We start from the raw sequence: 15,757 nt of genomic DNA, 5'->3' as shown, positions 1-15,757 counted from the left end.
ACTGAGTCGGCGTTGACATGCGGGAAAGGGCTTTCTAGCGTCAACCTCATCGATCGATGAGGAGGAATTGATGAAGAGGCGTGCCCTGATCTCTCTTCCCGCCGCGACCCTCGCCACGAGCCTGCCCGAAGCGCCCGCCGCGTCCGAAGCCACCACCGGCACCGCAGCCGCAGGCGCGCCCGAAGCCGCCGCGGCGGCCACAACGGCCGAGGCGGCGGCCGGGTTCGAGAGCCCGGCTGTCATCGACGGCAACCTGCCGGTCTTCTACGAGCGCCTCAAGGACGAGCTCACCTTCCCCCTGGCCTGGCCGGACAGCCGCGAGAAGGACTTCCGCTCCTGGAAGCGCCGCGCCCGGGCGCAGGTCGAGGAACTGCTCTGGCAGCCCGCGGACCGCACCCCGTTTGACGTCGAGGTCGTCGACGAGCAGCCGGGGGAGGGTTATCGCCGCCGGCAAGTGATCTTCAACGTCACCAGGCACAGCCGGGTCCGGGCCACCATGCTCGTGCCCGACGGCCGCGGTCCGTTCCCGGCGGCGCTGCTGCTGCACGATCACGGCGCGAAGTTCGACATCGGCAAGGAGAAGGTGATCGAACCCTGGTACGACGAGACGCGCCGAGCCTCCGCGCAGGCGTGGTCGGTCAAGTACTTCAGCGGCCGGTTCATCGGTGACGTGCTGGCCCGGCGCGGTTACGCCGTCCTCGCCGTCGACGCGCTCGGCTGGGGTGACCGCGGTGGCGTCACCTACGACGGCCAGCAGGCCCTGGCGAGCAATCTGTACAACCTCGGCTCGTCACCGGCCGGCCTGATGGCGCGGGAGGACGTGCGCGCCGCCGCGATGCTGGCCGGCCTGCCCGAGGTCGACGGTCGCCGGGTCGCTGCCGTCGGTTTCTCCATGGGCGGCTTCCGGGCGTGGCAGGTCGCCGCCCTCTCCGACCACATCGCCGCGACCGTCTCGGCCTGCTGGATGACCGGCCTCAAGGAGATGATGGTGCCCGGCAACAACACACTGCGGGGCCAGTCGGCCTTCTTCATGCTGCACCCCGGGCTGTTCCGGTTCCTCGACCTCCCGGACGTGGCCACGATCGCCGCCCCGCGCCCGATGTTCGTGTTCGACGGCGAGCTGGATCCGCTCTTCACCGCGGCGGGGCGCGAGACGGCGTACCGGAAGATGGCTTCGGTCTGGAAGGCGCAGCATGCTCGGGAGCGCCTGCGCACGCAGGTGTGGCCCGGCCTCGGCCACGTCTTCGTCGACCGGATGCAGGAGGTGGCGTTCGACTGGCTCGACCGCTGGCTGCGCCCTTACGCCGCGTGATAGCGCAGGTAGATCACCCCGTTCGCGAAGCGCTGCTGCTCGGCGAGCTTGAGATCGAGCCGTACGCCGGAGGGAAGGAACCTGGTCCCACCGCCCACCGCGACCGGCGAGATGAACAGCTGCACCTCGTCGACCAGGCCGGCGCGGAACGCGTGCGCCGCGAGGTGCGGGCCGCCGATGCTCAGATCGCGATCGGCGGTGTCCTTCATGGCCTGCACCGCCTTGGGGTCGAAGGTGCGCTCGACCCTGGTCCGGGCGGTGGTCGCGGCCTCCAGCGTGGTCGAGTAGACGATCTTCTCGGCCGCCTGCCACAACTGGGCGTAGTCGAGAGCGACGGGTGAGGCGTCCGGCAGCGTGTGCGCGTCCTCCCAGAAGCGCATCACCTCGTAGAGCCTGCGCCCGTAGAGGTAGGTGCCGACCGGCCGCTCCAGATCGTTGACGAACGAGTGCACCTCCTCGTCCGGCGCGCTCCAGTCGAAGTTGCCCTGCTCGTCGTTGACGTACCCGTCCAGCGACATGATGCCCGTGCAGATCAGCCGTGCCACAACGTCTCCTTCGGCCTCGCGGAGCCACCGGTTCCATCCTGTCCCGGTTCGGGCCGGGAGGCACGCAACCGGCCGCCGAGTCGTTGCGCCGGCCTTTCCGCCGCCCGGGTGATCAACCCGCGCCGGCTCGCAGCCCGGTGACGATGACCTCCAGCGCGATCGGGGGGAAGTCGCCGGTCTCCGCGGCCAGGCTCGCACCCCGCAGCAGCGCCAGGACCTCGGGCAACGCCACATCCCCGCGTACGGCCCCGACGGCCTGCGCCCGGGTGAGCAGCCCGGTGATTGCAGCGCGCATGGCGGCGATCTGCCGGCCCTGCCCGTCCTTGACGTCGATCCCGGCGTCCCGCAGCCCGTCGGTGTACGCCTTCTTGGCCGCGGCGTCCGCGACGATCCGCCCGAAGAACGTGAAGAACGCGGTCGCCGGGTCGGCCTCGGCGCGCAACCGTTCCGCCTCGGCCAGCAGCGCGTCCACCCGGGCCTCGACGATCGCTTGCCAGAGCGCCTCCTTGGTGGCGAAGTGCCGGTAGACGGTGCCGACGCCGACCCCGGCCCGGGCGGCGATCGCGTCCATCCTGGCCGTCAGCCCCTGTTCGGCGAGCACCGCCTCGGCCGCGGCGAGCACCTTGGCCCGGTTGCGCAGCGCATCTGAACGTGGCACGACGTCCTCCCTCGACCGCCGAGCAAGCGGAATCGAGATTCCGTATAGTGGAAACGGAACCTGGATTCCGATCCTATCGGGGGAGTCACCATGACCTACCGCACGCTCGGCCACTCCGGACTGCGCGTCTCCCGCGCCGCGCTCGGCACGATGAACTTCGGGCTCGACCCGCAGGCGCCCACCCCGGAGGCCGAGGCGCACCGGATCGTCGGCGCCTTCCTCGACGCCGGGCACAACCTGATCGACACCGCCGACGTCTACCGAGGTGGGAGCAGCGAGGAAGTCGTCGGCCGGGCCATCGCGCACCGCCGGGCGGAGGTCGTGCTCGCGACCAAGGCCGGCGGCCCCCGAGGCGCCGGGCCCAACGATCGCGGACTGTCGCGCGCCCATCTGACCCGTGCCCTCGACGCGAGCCTGCGCCGCCTGGGCACCGACTACATCGACCTCTACCAGTGCCACCTGCCCGACCCGGACACCCCCGCCGAGGAAACGATGGCGGTCCTCGGCGAGTTCGTCCGCGCGGGGAAGGTCCGGTACGCGGGCTGCTCCAACTACACCGCCGCGGGCATTGTCGGCGCGCAGTGGGCGGCCGAGCGCCTCGGTGTCCCCGCGTTCGTGAGCCTGCAGGCCGGGTACTCGCTGATCGCCCGGTCGATCGAGGCCGAGATCCTGCCGGTCTGCCGCTCGCACGGGCTCGGCGTGCTCGCGTACAGCCCGCTCGGCAGCGGTGTTCTCACCGGACGCTACCGCCGGGGTGCCGCGCCCGAGGCCGGCAGCAGGCTCGCCGAGTGGGCCGCCATGCCCGGCACGATGGCGCGCTCCTGGGTGGCCGGGCTGCTCGCGGACCGGCACTTCGACATCGCCGACGAGGTGGCCGCGGCTGCCGCCGCGCTCGGCACGACCAGCGCGGCGGTCGCCCTGGCCTGGATCGCGGAACGCGACGACATCACCGCTGTGGTGCTCGGCCCGCGCTCGGCCGCCCATCTCGCCGGCGCGCTCGACGGACTCCATCGGCGGTTGCCGGCCGGGATCCGGGCCCGGCTGGACGACGTCAGCGCCGCGACGGTGCTGCCCGCTGTGACCGGGCAGCCGCGGGCGGCGTAAAAGATTTTCGATCTCCGGTGAACCGGATTACCCGATCCGCGGTATCCAGCAGATGATAGGAACGTGGCAGTCGATCGACCGTAGTTGATCTCCCCGTTCGAGGGCAGAGGCGAGAGAAGGTGCGCAGATGGCCGGTCAGGAAGCGCTCGGCCGTGAGTACCTGCTCCACGAGCAGATCGGCAGTGGATCGCTCGCCGTCGTCCGGCGGGCCAGCCGTCGCTCCGGCGGGCCCGCGCTCGCGGCGAAGCTCATGCGGCCCGAGCTCGCCGGTGACCGGCGGGTCCGCACCCTGTTCCTGCGCGAGGAGACCGCGCTGCGGGCCGTCGACCACCCCGGCGTGGTGCGCTTCCACGACCTGGTCGTCGAGGGTGGCACGCTCGCCCTGCTCATGGACTTCGTCGACGGGCCGGATCTGCGCCGCCACCTCGCCGACAGCGGTGGCCGGCTGAGCCCCGCCGAGACGGCGACGATCGTGGCGCAGGTGGCGGACGCGCTCGACGCGGCCCACGCCCGCGGGGTGGTCCACCTGGACCTCAAACCCGAGAACCTGCTTCTCGTACGCGACAGCAACCCGCCCGAGGTGCGGGTGACCGACTTCGGTGTGGCGGCACTGCTGATGGACGCCGATCGAGGGGCGGCCGGGGGCACCCCCGGGTACACCGCCCCGGAGATCTGGCAGGGCGCTCCGCCCACCGCCGCGGCGGACGTCTACTCCCTCGGCGTCCTGCTCGTCGAGCTGGTCACCGGTGACCTCCAGGGCGATCCGGAGACGCTCCCGGCCGAGCTGGCCGGGCCGGCGCGCTCCTGCCTGACCCCGGATCCCGTCCAGCGCCCGACGGCCCGCCGGGTCGCCGCGTACCTGCACGGCCTCGTCGCCTCCGGCGTTCTCGGCGAGCTCCGGCCGGCCGACCCGAGCCGGCTCGGAACGGTCCGCAGGCCGGACACCACCGGCAGCCCCTGGGCCGGCGCGTTCTCCGCCGCCCAGTCGCCGTCCGGCGCGTTCCCGGCCGCGGAGCCGTCGGTGGCCGAAGCCCCGCTCGCCGCTGATCACCTGGGCCACTGGGCCGGCCGGCTCGCCGGCGCACCGGCGCCCACCGGCTGGCTGGCCGGAGCCCCTGCCCCTGTTGGTCAAGCCGCCGACTCGCCGGCCCCGGCCGACCCGCTCGCCGGGCCGCAGGCCAACCCGTTCGGAGGTGCGCAGGCCGGCCCGTACCGAGGGCCGCAGGCTGAGCTGTTCGGCGGGCCGCCGGCTGAAGGGGCTCGCCAGGCGATGCCGCCGGCGCCGCAGTCGCCCGGCAAGGTGAAGCGCAGCAGCCGCGCGCCGCTGGTCGCCCTCGGTGTGGTCGTCGCGATCGCCGCCGCGCTGATCGGCGTGAACCTCGCCACCGCGGCCGACCGGCGGGACGACGGCCGGAAAGCCCCGGTCGCCGGAGCCACCGTCACCCCGTCGTCGGCCGGCGCCGCGGGCCTGGGCGCGCCCCTGCCGCCGACCGAGCCGGTCCGCACCGGCGCGAGCGCCACCGCCGCTCCCGCGCCGGTGCGGATCACGCTGGCCGGCCACGTCGCGGACGACGCGGGCACGCTGGCGATCTCGATCCGGGATCAGCAGGCGATCGCGTACATCTGTGACGGGAACAAGGTCGAGGCGTGGCTGAAGGGCACCGCCAAGGACGGCAAGCTCGACCTGACCGGCAAGGGCGGCGCCAAGGTCGTCGGCACGTTCGACACCGCGAGCGCCCGCGGCAAGGTGACCGTGATCGGTAAGACCCACGACTTCGTCCTCGGGACCGTGAAGAAGCCGTCCGGGCTCTACCGCGCCTCCGCCAAGGTCCGCGACGCGCAGGTCAAAGGCTCGTGGATCGTGCTCCCCGACGGCCGCCAGGTCGGGGTGCTGCTGACCGGCGAGCAGGCCGGCCCCGCCCCGCAGCTGGACGTCACCAATCGCACGACCACCGTCGACGGCACGTCCGTCCCGGTGTCCGCCATCGACGTCGACAGCGGCGAGGGCTTCTGACCTTGCTGAACAGCGAACGTGGCTCGGTGTGACCCCCGCCGCAGCCGAAGTTGTTTGAATCTGAAATAGTTTCTCCGTCAACAACGTTGTGCGGGGTAGTCCGGGACGTCAGAGCCCCGGCCGGAGGGTTTCAGGAGCGGGTCATGCAATTCGGCATCTTCAGCGTCAGCGACATCACGACCGACCCCACCACCGGGAAGACCCCGACCGAGGCCCAGCGCATCAAGGACATCGTCACCATCGCGAAGCACGCGGAGGAGGTCGGTCTCGACGTCTTCGCGCTCGGTGAGCACCACAACGAGCCGTTCTTCTCGTCCTCGCCGACGACGACGCTGGCGTACATCGCCGCGCAGACCACCACGCTGCAGCTCAGCACCGCCACCACGCTGATCACCACGAACGACCCGGTGAAGATCGCCGAGGACTTCGCGATGCTGCAGCACCTGGCGGACGGGCGGGTCGACCTCACGCTCGGCCGCGGCAACACCGGCCCGGTCTACCCGTGGTTCGGCAAGGACATCCGCGCCGGCATCCCGCTGGCGATCGAGAACTACGCGCTGCTCCACAAGCTGTGGCGCGAGCACACCGTCGACTGGGAGGGCAAGTTCCGCACGCCGCTGCAGTCGTTCACCTCAACGCCGCGCCCGCTCGACGACGTCCCGCCGTTCGTCTGGCACGGCTCGATCCGCTCGCCGCAGATCGCCGAGCAGGCCGCGTTCTACGGTGACGGGTTCTTCGCCAACCACATCTTCTGGCCGGCGTCGCACACCCAGCGCATGGTCGGGCTCTACCGCGAGCGTTTCGAGCACTACGGGCACGGCTCCGCGGACCAGGCGTACGTCGGTCTCGGCGGCCAGGTCTTCATGCGCAAGAACAGCCAGGACGCGGTCAAGGAGTTCCGGCCGTACTTCGACAACGCCCCGGTCTACGGCCACGGCCCGTCGCTGGAGGACTTCACCCGCGAGACGCCGCTGACCGTCGGCAGCCCGCAGCAGGTCATCGAGCGGACCCTGAAGTTCCGGGAGTACGTCGGCGACTACCAGCGCCAGCTGTTCCTGATGGACCACGCCGGCCTGCCGGTGAAGACGGTGCTGGAGCAGCTCGACCTGCTCGGCTCGGAGGTCGTGCCGGTGCTCCGCAAGGAGTTCGCGGCCCTCAAGCCGGCCCACGTGCCGGACGCGCCGACCCACGCGTCGCTGCTCGCCGCGAAGCTGGCCGCCGCCACTGAGATCGAGATCGGGATCGAGAAGGAAGAGGTCCAGGCATGAAGCAGCGCAAGCTCGTCGTGATCAGCGCGGGCCTGAGCCAGCCGTCGTCCACCCGCCTGCTCGCGGACCAGTTGTCCGCGGCGGCGGGGCGGGCCGCCGCCCAACTCGGCGTCACCGCCGAGGTTCAGGTCGTCGAGCTGCGCGACCTGGCCCACGAGGTCGTCGACCACATGCTGACCGGCTTCGCGCCGGCCGCGCTGAAGAGCGCGCAGGACGCGGTGGCCGCCGCCGATGCCCTGATCGTGGTGACGCCGGTGTTCAGCGCGAGCTATTCCGGGCTGTTCAAGTCGTTCTTCGACGTGCTGGAGCAGGACGCGCTGGCCGACAAGCCGGTTCTGCTCGCGGCGACGGCCGGCACGGCCCGGCATTCGCTGGTGCTGGAGCACGCGTTGCGGCCGCTCTTCGCCTACCTGCACGCCGTTCCGGTTCCGACGTCGGTCTTCGCGGCGAGCGACGACTGGGGCGCCAACTCGGTCGAGGGTCCGCTGCGCGGCCGGATCGAGCGCGCCGCGACCGAGCTGGCCCGGGAGATGGAGCGCCGCGAGCCGGCGACGCCGGTGGACCCGTTCGCGCTCACCGAGTCGTTCGAGGACATGATGAAGTCGCTGTAACCCCGTTCTCCCGCGGCGGTCCGGCTCCGAGCCGGGCCGCCGTCTGTCGTTCAAGGGCCTGACCGATTCAGGGGTACGGCCATTGCCGCGCCACGATTGGCACACGGTGCGCATCGACGGGGCTACGGTTCGTTGTCAATCGTGGTGGGGTGGCCACTTCCCCGTCGGCTCCTCCCGTTGCCGCGGTTCCGGCGGTCCGGCGGCATCTGATCGTCCTGCCGCGAGGCCGCCCGGTCCCGTCGGTGAGCCGGCGTCACCTGATCGCGATCCCTCGTGCCCGTCCCGCCGCACGCCCGGCCGGCGCGGGTGCGGTTGCCGACGTGCTGATGACCATTCCGGGTCCGGGGGCCGGCGTGCGGATGACGATTCCGCTCGCCGTGGGGGAGCGGCCGCGGCGCGACTCCCACGCGGTGCTCGCCGTGGTTCTCTCGCTGACCGCGCTGGCCGTTCTGTGCTGCGGCGCGATGGTCACGTTGATGCAGCTGGCAGGCGTCGACGGTCGGCGTTGAGTGCTCACGCCGTACGGCGGAAATCGGCTCTTGATCTTGATGGCACCCCCTGATGACCGGGGCCCACCGGGCGGTCGTATGGTGTGCGACACACCGACGGTGGGCACGATCCGGGCCGTCGGTCTCGTTTGCGCGGAACGGTCTCGAAGGCGAACGCCCGGAGGACGGATTCGCCGACGCGAACGCTTGCACGGTGCAAACATGAGGAACCGGACAGCGGCAATGGAGGCGCGATGACGACGACCGGTGCGCGGGGAGCGGCCTTGGCGGAACGGCCTCGCGCCGACCTGCCCGTGACCCCGATGGTGTGGCAGCGGACCGACCGGGTCGGCACCGAGCTGGTGTTCCCGCGAGGGTCGCGGCCCAGCGGCTCGGCGATCGTCGCCGGCTCGCGGGCGTACACGCTGACCTGGAACGCCGAGATCGCCCCCGGCTCCGACGTGACGTCGCTGCACGTCCGTTCCCAGGGCGACGGCTGGATCCGGGAGCTGCGGATCCATCGTGCCGAGACCGGCTGGAGCTGCCGCGCGGAGCATTCCGGTGACGCGGGCGACCTGGCGTTCGCGGGCACCGAGCAGCTCGACGCGATCGATCCGGCGGCGGTGCTGCTGCTGGCCGACTCCCCGATCTTCATCGCCTGGGCGGTGCGCAAGCTCGGCCTGACCGTGAAGTCCGGCCCGGTCACCGTCCCGGTCGTCCGGGTGCAGGTGCCGTCGCTGGCCGTGGTGCCCGGGAGCGTGACCTATCACCTGGTCAGCCCGCAGCGCCTGCGGATCACCGGGGACCGCCCGGCCGCGACGTTCGAGCTGGACGAGGCCGGCATGGTCGTCTACCAGGCCGGGCAGCTGCGTCTCGCGCGCTGATCCCGGCGCTTCCCACGGCTGCCCCGTGGGGGCGCCGGGCGGCCGTCAGAGCAGGCGGAAGTCCGCGTACTCGAAACCGGGCGACACGACACAACTGACCAGCACCGGCTCGTCGCCGGCCGGGGCGGCGGACTGCCAGCAACCGGCCGGCACGACCAGTTGCGGCTGCTGCCCATTGGCGACGTCGGGCCCGAGGAGCAGGGGTTCCTCGGCGCCCGGCCGCTCGGCGCTGCCGCCGAGGGTCAGCGTCAACGGCCCACCGGAGTGCCAGAACCACAGCTCGGCCGAGCGCACCACGTGCCACGCGGACTTCTCACCCGGGTGCAGCAGGAAGTAGATGGCGGTCGCGGTGGCGCGCTCACCGTCGTACCCCTCGGGGCGGAAAGCGGTCGAAGACCGCCAGGTCTCCCGGAACCAGCCGCCTTCCGGGTGGGGGAGCAGGTCCAGTCGCTCGGCCAGCGGCGGTCGGTCACTCATGGGTGCAGGCTACCCGTGGGAGGGCCGCTCGCTCAGCCGGCGTTGGTGAGGAGGCGGCGGATGGCCGCGGTCAGGCCGGGCGCGTCGAGCTCGGACTCCATCACCAGCGCGCGCAGGATGATCCCGTCGAGCAGCGCGCAGATGTCGCGGGCCGCGTCCGCCCCGGCCGCGGGGGCGAGGATCTCCGGCAGCCCGTCCATCCAGGTCTCCGCGATCGGCCGGAGCGCGGCGTCGCGGGCGGCGGCCACACACAACTCGTACTCGATCCGGACCTGCCGCCGATCGGCCAGATACTCCCTGGTCAGCTCGGTGAGCTCGGCCGCGAGGTCGGGTGCCGCGGCGAGCCGCTGCGCCCAGTCGTCAAGGTCGGCGCGCAGCTGGTCGGTCGCGTGCCGCAGCCCGGCGGCGATCAGGTCGTCGAGGGTGGGGAAGTAGTACGTGGTGGCGCCGAGGGGCAGGCCGGCCCGGGCGGCGACGGCCCGGTGCGTGGTCCGCCCGACACCGGCCTCCGCGATGACCTCCATGGTGGCCACGGCGAGCGCGGCCCGTCGCGCCTGCGGATCCCGGGCCCGCTGGGTGCGCCGCTCGGGGGTCCTGGCCGAGGGTGCCCCGGTCAATGCGATTCCGCGCCGGTCAGGTTCAGCATCACGACTCCCGCGATGATCAGGAAGATGCCGCCCACTTTAGCGAGGGTCACCGGCTCGTCGAGGAAGAGCGCCCCGATCACCACGATCGCCGCGGTCCCGACCCCGGACCAGATCGCATAGGCGATCCCGACCTGGATGCCGCCCTTGATCGCGTGGGACAGGGCGATGAACGAGATCGCGTAGCCCGCGAGGACGGCGAGGGTGGGCCACAGCCGGCTGAACCCGTCGGTGGCCTTCATCATGCTGGTCGCGAAGAGCTCACACCCGATGGCGAGCGCGAGGAGGACGTAGGGCACCGCTATGCACCTCAACTGAGCAGCTCAACTTGTACGTTTGTACAAGTACGATCGTACAAGAAAGGCGTTCGCGGGCAAAGTCTGAGATCATGCGGCCGTGGCTGACGATATGTGGGCGCGGCGGATCGCTGCGATGCGTGACAGTGACCGGCTCCTCTCCGGGGCCCGCCCGGCCACCGTGCGGGAGAAACTCGCCGAGCTGAGCGCCGCCGCCCCCGTGGACCTGATGCCGGACTTCTACGGCGACGGGCCGGTCAGGCAGCTCGAGGAACGGGTCGCCGGTCTGCTCGGCGCGGAGGCCGCGGTGTTCTTCCCGACCGGGACGATGGCTCAGCAGGTCGCGATCCGCTACGGCGCCGAGGTCACCGGCCGCACCGCCGTCGCGCTGCATCAGCTCGGGCATCAGGAGATGCACGAACATCGCGCGTACGCCGACCTGACCGGCCTGCGCGCCGTCCACCCGACCGGCGCCCCGCGCAACCCGACGGCCGCCGAGCTGACCACCCTCGCCGAGCCGGTCGGCACCGTCGTGTTCGAGCTGCCGATGCGCGACGCCGGTTTCGTCCTGCCGACCTGGGCGGAGCTCAGTGACGCGTGCACGGCGGCGCGCGGGCTCGGCGCCCGGGTCCACTTCGACGGGGCCCGGATCTGGGAGTCGGCGCCGTACCTCGGCCGGGATCTTCCGGAGATCGCCGGGCTGGCCGATTCGACGTACGTCTCGTTCTACAAATCCCTGGGTGGCCTCAGCGGCGCGGCACTGACCGGGTCCGCCGCCTTCGTCGCGTACGCCCGCACCTGGCGGCACCGCTACGGTGGCCAGCTGTTCCAGCAGTGGCCCGCCGCGCTGACCGCGCTGACCGGGCTGGAGCGCGAGCTGCCGCGGATCCCGGACTACGTGCGCCACGCCAAGGTGATCGCCGGCGCGTTCGCCGAACTGCCGGGCGCGCAGGTGTTCCCGCGGCCGCCGCACACCAACCAGTTCCGCGTCTGGCTGCCGTACCCCGCCGCGCGCCTGAACGAGGCGGTGCTCGCGATGGCCCGCGACGAGAAGGTCTGGTTCGCCGGCGGCTGGCAGGACACCGCGGTGCCGGGGCAGGCGATGGCGGAGGTGTCGGTGCTCGCGCCGGCCCTGGAATGGACCGCGCGGGATGTGATCGAAATCGGACTGAGGCTCTCGGACCGGGTTCAGATGTGATCGGTGGGGTAGTGGAGGGTCGTCCAACTTTCACCGGATGCAGGAGGTTCCGATGAGCGCAGTCGCCAATCCGGCCACCGTCGACGAGTGTCTGCGGGTGGGCGCCGGCTTCTCCCAGGGCGACCTGAACTGGATCGCCGAGCAGTTCAGCCCGCTCGACGCCCGGCTCGCCGCGTTCCAGGCCGACACCACCGCGCTGTACATCTCGGTGAAGGACCGGGAGAGCCCCGGTCAGAAGGTCACGCTGGAGGCCACTGTCGGCGGCCGGGAGAAACTGGTCGTCACGTCCTCCGAGGAGGATCTGCACGCGGCGATCATGGATGTCCGCGACGACCTGAAGCGCCGCCTCAACGACGCGAAGACCAAGCACGAGCCGCGGCACAACCGTCACCTGCGCGACGTCCCGCAGCCGCTCTCCGACGAGGAGCTGCGCTCAGACGCCGAGCTCGCCTAGGCAGGGCCGAGCTTGCCCAGGTAGGTCAGAGGCCCCGGGTCGGGGACCGGCAGCACCGTGAAGCCGAGCCGATCGTAGAAACCGCGAGCTCGCACATTCGCGGTGACCATGCCGACATGCACCCCGGCCTGGGCCTTCGCCAGAAAGACCTCGATCAGCCTGCGGCCAAGACCCTTTCCCTGGTACGGCGGCAGCAGGTCGATGTTCAGATGCGCGGGATAGCCCGCCAGCTCGGGGACGATCATCCGCTCCGGCCGGTAGTGCAGCGCGACCATGTCCTGCTCAGGCGTGCGCGGCGGGGGCGGCGGCACCGGGTACTTCCCGTCGAGCAGCGGGATCCACTCCTCGCGTTAACGCCTCACGAAGGTCGCCGTGTCGGCCGTGCCGACCACATAGCCGACAGCGCTGCCGCCGTCGTCCACGACGAACGCCAGCTCCGGCTCCAGCTGGGCGTAGGGGCCGGCGAACAGGTCACCCATCAGCTCGTCCGTCGAGAACTGCCCACGGGCGTCCCCGCCGCGGTCGGCGGTGCGGACGCAGATGTCGTAGAGGGCGGCGCGATCGGCCACCCGGTAGGGGCGAATCTCGGGCACGCCCGCACGCTAGACCGTGGAAGCGCTTCCACCAAGTGCCGCTGCGGTGGCGGTTGACAGCCCCGGCCGGTGGGACATCGTCAGAATCGGTCACCGCGCCCTTTGGTGGGCACCTCCGCGGCGCCGGATGCTCCAGCAGTTCCCCGAAATGTCAGGGGGTCGTTCTAGGGTTGGTGGCGAACTCGACCTCGGGAGATCTCATGACCACCTTGACCGATCGGCCCGGCACCGCCCTGCTCGTCATCGACGTGCAGAACGGTGTGATGGCCGGCGCGCACGACCGCGACGCCGTGATCGCCAACATCGCCACCCTGGTCGGCAAGGCCCGCGCCGGGAGCGTGCCGGTGATCTGGGTGCAGCACTCGTCGGAGGAGCTGCCGCTCGGCAGCCCGCAGTGGGAGTTCGTGGCCGAGCTGCCGTTCGGGCCCGGCGAGCCGGTCGTCCACAAGACGTTCGGGGACTCGTTCGAGGCCACCGACCTGGAGGAGCGTCTCGCCGAGCGGGGCGTCGGCCGCCTGGTGGTGGCGGGCGCGCAGTCCGACGCGTGCATCCGCTCCACGATCCACGGCGGGTTCACCCGGGGCTATGACGTGACGCTGATCAGCGACGCCCACACCACCGAGGATCTGACGGAGTGGGGCGCGCCCACGCCCGACAAGGTGATCTCCCACCTGAACCTGTACTGGAGCTGGCAGGACGCTCCCGGCCGCACCGCCGCCACCACGCCGACCGAGGAGGTCGCCTTCACGGCGTAGCCCGCTGCCGCGGCGGCCGTTCTCGGCTGCTGTCGTGCGCGGCGTGGGTCTGTGCCGCCCGGGCGGTTCCCGGCCGCGACCGAGTTGACCTTCGCGGCGTAGGGTTTGGTTGTGACGGTACAAAACGGGTGGCTGCGCAAGCTCGCCGAGGACCCGGGGCACTCGCAGTGGTACATCAAGCGCTTCCGGGACATGGCCGCCTCCGGCGCCGACCTGGTGGGTGAGGCCCGCCTGGTCGACACGCTGGTCCCGCGCGGCGCGCGCATCCTGGACGCGGGCTGCGGCCCCGGCCGCGTCGGCGGGCACCTCGCCACGCTCGGTCACGACGTCACCGGCGTCGACCTGGACCCTGAGCTGATCGCCGCCGCCGTGGCCGACCACCCCGGCCCGCGGTGGCTGGTCGGCGACCTGTCCACGCTGTCCCTGCCCGGCCCGCCGTTCGACGCGATCGTCTGCGCGGGCAACGTGATGACGTTCGCCGCCCCGGATTCCCGCGTCGACATCCTCCGTGGCTTCGCCGCCCAACTGGCCCCCACCGGCCGGGCGGCCATCGGCTTCGGCGCCGGCCGGGGCTACCCGTTCGACGAGTTCCTGTCCGACGTCACGACGGCCGGCCTCACCCAGGACCTGCTCCTGAGCACGTGGGACCTGCGCCCGTTCACCCCGGACGCCGACTTCCTGGTCGCTCTCCTCCGCCACCCCTGACCGCCCGAAACGGCTCCCGCAGTCCCCGCCGCTCACCCACTCCGGCTGGTCCTCAGGGCTGTTTCCCGGCGCTGATGCAACCGTGAGCGCCAGCCGGCTGATCGTGGCTGGCCCTCACGGTTGTTTCCCGGCGCCGATGCAACCCTGAGCGCCAGCCTGCTGATCGCGGCTTTCCCCCAGGGTTGTTTCGCGGGGTTGATGTAACCGTGAGGGCCAGCTGGCTGATTGCGGCTGGTGCTCAGGGTTGTTTCGCGGGGCTGATGCAACCGTGAGCGCCAGCCGGGGACTCGCGTCGCGAGCGGGCCGTGAGCACGGCGGGCGTCGCGACACCAAGAAGCGGCGGCGGCGTCGGCTTCGGGCAGCGGCGTCGGCTTCGGGCAGCGGCGGCGTCGGCTTTGGGTGGGGGCTTCGGGCGGGCGGGTCGCCAGGGGTGGGTCGTCAAGGGCGGGTCGCCAGGGTGGGCGGGGTCAGTGGAGGTGCCAGGCTCGCTGGCGGGTGCGGTCGACCGCAATCTGGTAGGAGAGTTCGAAGCGGTGCGTCGGGTTGGCGTGGTACCAGCGGAGCGCCTGCAGGACCAGGGCCGGGTCGACGGCCAGCCACGGCACCTGGATCGTCATCTGCTCCGAGGCGCGGGACAGGGTGCGGGGCTTCGGGGGCCGGGACAGGGCGCGGGGCTTCGAGAGCCGGGACAGGGTGTGGCGGGTGCGGGTCTCCGGGGACGGGCCGGCCGGGATGCCGATGACCGGGATGTGGGCGTGTTCCCCGGCGGCGATCGCGTGGATGGCTTCCCATGGCGTGAACTGCTGGGTCCAGATCCCGTGGTGGTAGACGCCGTCCGGGGTCAGGGCGAGCCGGCCCGGCGCACGGCGGAGCAGGACGACCAGCGTTGTGCCGGTGAGCAGCGCGCCGGCGGCCAGCGGCGGGGCGCTGGTGATCAGGGCGAGCTGGGCGATCGTGAGCAGGGTGAGGAACCCGGCATACCAGTAGTAGAGCCGCCCGGAGTAGCCGAAGGTCAGCCCGGGGCTCCCGTCGTCGATCCCGGCGATGCGCATCCGGTCGCCGGTGTTGTACGGGTGGACCCACAGGCGCAGGAGCAGCCCGAAGAGGTGGCCGAGGATGAGCACGGCGACGCCGCAGGCCAGCGCGGCGGTGGCATCGCGGAGGATCAGCGACCACACCCCGGCGGCCAGGATCAGGACGGAGAGCAGGCCGGTTCCGACGGCCGCGTGCACCAGCCGGGGTGACGGTTCGTAGTTCCGCCAGGGTGACGGGTCGGCGGAGACCGGGGTGGTGCGCGGCAGGTCGAAGTAGAGAGTCATCGTTTCTTCCAGGGGCGGTAGCGGGAGCGGGACTGGTTGCGCGCGGTGCGGAACGCGCCGTGGAGCCGGTTGCCCCTGCGTCGGCGATGGTCGGCGAGACCGCGCGGGGGTGCGCCCGCCGGCCGCAGCGACCGGCGGGGCGTGTTGGCGCGCGAGTTCATCGGGCGCGCCGGATCCGCCGGGCGAGCGGTGCGGCCGGTCCACCGGCGGCCGACAGTGTCGCGCGACCCGAGCCGGTCAGGGGCGGTGTCACGCGGCCCGAGCCGGTCATCGGCGGCGTCGCGCGGCCCGAGCCGGTCGCGCCGCACGGCTGAACCGGCTTGGTCCCGGCGACACGACGTGCCGCATCGTTCACTCGGCGTAGTTGATCCGTGATCGTACGGAGAAGGTCGAGATCGATTCGTGGACGATCGCTCATCAGGTCTTCCTCAT

The 15,757-nt window shown here is 71.8% G+C and carries 19 protein-coding genes; 11 read left to right on the top strand and 8 right to left on the bottom strand.

Annotated elements, in window-relative coordinates; genetic code table 11:
• Positions 1-70 precede the first annotated feature (70 nt).
• Complete coding sequence (locus tag Acy02nite_RS13900; protein ID WP_203740621.1) at positions 71-1,312, top strand: dienelactone hydrolase family protein; 1,242 nt, start codon at positions 71-73, stop codon at positions 1,310-1,312.
• Here the strand turns inward: Acy02nite_RS13900 and Acy02nite_RS13895 are convergent.
• Both Acy02nite_RS13895 and Acy02nite_RS13890 read right to left on the bottom strand, forming a co-directional pair.
• The gene (locus Acy02nite_RS13895) at positions 1,300-1,857 is read right to left on the bottom strand and encodes a dihydrofolate reductase family protein (RefSeq protein ID WP_203740619.1); all 558 of its coding nucleotides are present in this window, start codon (positions 1,855-1,857) and stop codon (positions 1,300-1,302) included. The genes Acy02nite_RS13900 and Acy02nite_RS13895 overlap by 13 nt on opposite strands.
• Before the next feature lie 112 nt (positions 1,858-1,969).
• Entirely contained in the window at positions 1,970-2,515 is a 546-nt protein-coding gene (locus Acy02nite_RS13890; RefSeq protein WP_203740617.1) for a TetR/AcrR family transcriptional regulator, read from the bottom strand.
• Positions 2,516-2,605: 90 nt separating this feature from the next.
• On the opposite strand from Acy02nite_RS13890, the gene Acy02nite_RS13885 reads away from it, so the two are divergent.
• From Acy02nite_RS13885 to Acy02nite_RS13860, 6 genes are all read left to right on the top strand, one after another.
• Positions 2,606-3,619 (top strand): aldo/keto reductase, encoded by a 1,014-nt coding sequence (locus Acy02nite_RS13885; protein ID WP_203740615.1) that lies wholly within the window; start codon positions 2,606-2,608, stop codon positions 3,617-3,619.
• 127 nt (positions 3,620-3,746) lie between these two features.
• The gene (locus tag Acy02nite_RS13880) at positions 3,747-5,633 is read left to right on the top strand and encodes a serine/threonine-protein kinase (RefSeq protein ID WP_203740613.1); all 1,887 of its coding nucleotides are present in this window, start codon (positions 3,747-3,749) and stop codon (positions 5,631-5,633) included.
• Positions 5,634-5,776: 143 nt separating this feature from the next.
• Positions 5,777-6,901 (top strand): LLM class flavin-dependent oxidoreductase, encoded by a 1,125-nt coding sequence (locus tag Acy02nite_RS13875; protein WP_203740611.1) that lies wholly within the window; start codon positions 5,777-5,779, stop codon positions 6,899-6,901.
• Positions 6,898-7,512, top strand: a complete 615-nt coding sequence (locus Acy02nite_RS13870) for an FMN reductase (protein ID WP_203740609.1) — start codon at positions 6,898-6,900, stop codon at positions 7,510-7,512. The genes Acy02nite_RS13875 and Acy02nite_RS13870 overlap by 4 nt, the downstream gene beginning before the upstream one ends.
• A 320-nt stretch (positions 7,513-7,832) precedes the next feature.
• Positions 7,833-8,021: a hypothetical protein gene (locus Acy02nite_RS13865; protein ID WP_203740607.1), complete on the top strand. Its 189-nt coding sequence runs from the start codon at positions 7,833-7,835 to the stop codon at positions 8,019-8,021.
• Between the two features lie 233 nt (positions 8,022-8,254).
• Positions 8,255-8,884: a putative glycolipid-binding domain-containing protein gene (locus tag Acy02nite_RS13860; protein ID WP_203740605.1), complete on the top strand. Its 630-nt coding sequence runs from the start codon at positions 8,255-8,257 to the stop codon at positions 8,882-8,884.
• 45 nt (positions 8,885-8,929) lie between these two features.
• On the opposite strand, the gene Acy02nite_RS13855 is transcribed toward Acy02nite_RS13860, so the two are convergent.
• The 3 genes from Acy02nite_RS13855 to Acy02nite_RS13845 are packed head-to-tail and all read right to left on the bottom strand — an operon-like array spanning position 8,930 to position 10,304.
• A complete protein-coding gene (locus Acy02nite_RS13855) occupies positions 8,930-9,361 on the bottom strand; it encodes a cupin domain-containing protein (protein WP_203740603.1) in 432 nt (143 codons plus the stop codon).
• Positions 9,362-9,393: 32 nt separating this feature from the next.
• Complete coding sequence (locus Acy02nite_RS13850) at positions 9,394-9,978, bottom strand: TetR/AcrR family transcriptional regulator (RefSeq protein ID WP_239174758.1); 585 nt, start codon at positions 9,976-9,978, stop codon at positions 9,394-9,396.
• Positions 9,975-10,304, bottom strand: coding sequence for a DMT family transporter (locus Acy02nite_RS13845; RefSeq protein ID WP_203740601.1), 330 nt, complete (start codon positions 10,302-10,304; stop codon positions 9,975-9,977). The genes Acy02nite_RS13850 and Acy02nite_RS13845 overlap by 4 nt, the downstream gene beginning before the upstream one ends.
• Before the next feature lie 133 nt (positions 10,305-10,437).
• On the opposite strand from Acy02nite_RS13845, the gene Acy02nite_RS13840 reads away from it, so the two are divergent.
• Entirely contained in the window at positions 10,438-11,499 is a 1,062-nt protein-coding gene (locus Acy02nite_RS13840) for a threonine aldolase family protein (protein WP_239174755.1), read from the top strand.
• A gap of 52 nt (positions 11,500-11,551) precedes the next feature.
• Positions 11,552-11,953 carry an HPF/RaiA family ribosome-associated protein gene (locus tag Acy02nite_RS13835; RefSeq protein WP_203740599.1) on the top strand — a complete coding sequence of 134 codons (402 nt, stop codon included), beginning with the start codon at positions 11,552-11,554 and terminating at the stop codon, positions 11,951-11,953.
• Here the strand turns inward: Acy02nite_RS13835 and Acy02nite_RS46500 are convergent.
• A complete protein-coding gene (locus Acy02nite_RS46500) occupies positions 11,950-12,228 on the bottom strand; it encodes a GNAT family N-acetyltransferase (RefSeq protein WP_239174753.1) in 279 nt (92 codons plus the stop codon). The two genes, Acy02nite_RS13835 and Acy02nite_RS46500, sit on opposite strands and share 4 nt — an antisense overlap.
• A gap of 75 nt (positions 12,229-12,303) precedes the next feature.
• Entirely contained in the window at positions 12,304-12,546 is a 243-nt protein-coding gene (locus Acy02nite_RS46495) for a hypothetical protein (protein WP_239174751.1), read from the bottom strand.
• 200 nt (positions 12,547-12,746) lie between these two features.
• Here Acy02nite_RS46495 and Acy02nite_RS13825 point away from each other — a divergent pair, with 200 nt between their 5' ends.
• Positions 12,747-13,301 (top strand): cysteine hydrolase family protein, encoded by a 555-nt coding sequence (locus Acy02nite_RS13825; RefSeq protein ID WP_203740597.1) that lies wholly within the window; start codon positions 12,747-12,749, stop codon positions 13,299-13,301.
• A gap of 192 nt (positions 13,302-13,493) precedes the next feature.
• Positions 13,494-14,006 carry a class I SAM-dependent methyltransferase gene (locus Acy02nite_RS13820; protein WP_203740758.1) on the top strand — a complete coding sequence of 171 codons (513 nt, stop codon included), beginning with the start codon at positions 13,494-13,496 and terminating at the stop codon, positions 14,004-14,006.
• A gap of 467 nt (positions 14,007-14,473) precedes the next feature.
• Here the strand turns inward: Acy02nite_RS13820 and Acy02nite_RS13815 are convergent, their stop codons facing one another.
• Entirely contained in the window at positions 14,474-15,325 is an 852-nt protein-coding gene (locus Acy02nite_RS13815) for a hypothetical protein (RefSeq protein ID WP_203740596.1), read from the bottom strand.
• Positions 15,326-15,757 lie beyond the last annotated feature (432 nt).

It is taken from the genome of Actinoplanes cyaneus (assembly GCF_016862095.1).
Lineage (GTDB): Bacteria > Actinomycetota > Actinomycetes > Mycobacteriales > Micromonosporaceae > Actinoplanes > Actinoplanes cyaneus.
This window is presented reverse-complemented; position numbering and strand designations above follow the sequence as displayed.

Coding starts and splice junctions, on each gene's coding strand:
- Acy02nite_RS13900 (WP_203740621.1), top strand. CDS start 71: ATGAAGAGGCGTGCCCTGATCTCTCTTCCCGCCGCGACCCTCGCCACG.
- Acy02nite_RS13885 (WP_203740615.1), top strand. CDS start 2,606: ATGACCTACCGCACGCTCGGCCACTCCGGACTGCGCGTCTCCCGCGCC.
- Acy02nite_RS13880 (WP_203740613.1), top strand. CDS start 3,747: ATGGCCGGTCAGGAAGCGCTCGGCCGTGAGTACCTGCTCCACGAGCAG.
- Acy02nite_RS13875 (WP_203740611.1), top strand. CDS start 5,777: ATGCAATTCGGCATCTTCAGCGTCAGCGACATCACGACCGACCCCACC.
- Acy02nite_RS13870 (WP_203740609.1), top strand. CDS start 6,898: ATGAAGCAGCGCAAGCTCGTCGTGATCAGCGCGGGCCTGAGCCAGCCG.
- Acy02nite_RS13860 (WP_203740605.1), top strand. CDS start 8,255: ATGACGACGACCGGTGCGCGGGGAGCGGCCTTGGCGGAACGGCCTCGC.
- Acy02nite_RS13855 (WP_203740603.1), bottom strand. CDS start 9,361: ATGAGTGACCGACCGCCGCTGGCCGAGCGACTGGACCTGCTCCCCCAC.
- Acy02nite_RS13840 (WP_239174755.1), top strand. CDS start 10,438: ATGCGTGACAGTGACCGGCTCCTCTCCGGGGCCCGCCCGGCCACCGTG.
- Acy02nite_RS13835 (WP_203740599.1), top strand. CDS start 11,552: ATGAGCGCAGTCGCCAATCCGGCCACCGTCGACGAGTGTCTGCGGGTG.
- Acy02nite_RS46500 (WP_239174753.1), bottom strand. CDS start 12,228: ATGGTCGCGCTGCACTACCGGCCGGAGCGGATGATCGTCCCCGAGCTG.
- Acy02nite_RS13825 (WP_203740597.1), top strand. CDS start 12,747: ATGACCACCTTGACCGATCGGCCCGGCACCGCCCTGCTCGTCATCGAC.
- Acy02nite_RS13820 (WP_203740758.1), top strand. CDS start 13,494: ATGGCCGCCTCCGGCGCCGACCTGGTGGGTGAGGCCCGCCTGGTCGAC.
- Acy02nite_RS13815 (WP_203740596.1), bottom strand. CDS start 15,325: ATGACTCTCTACTTCGACCTGCCGCGCACCACCCCGGTCTCCGCCGAC.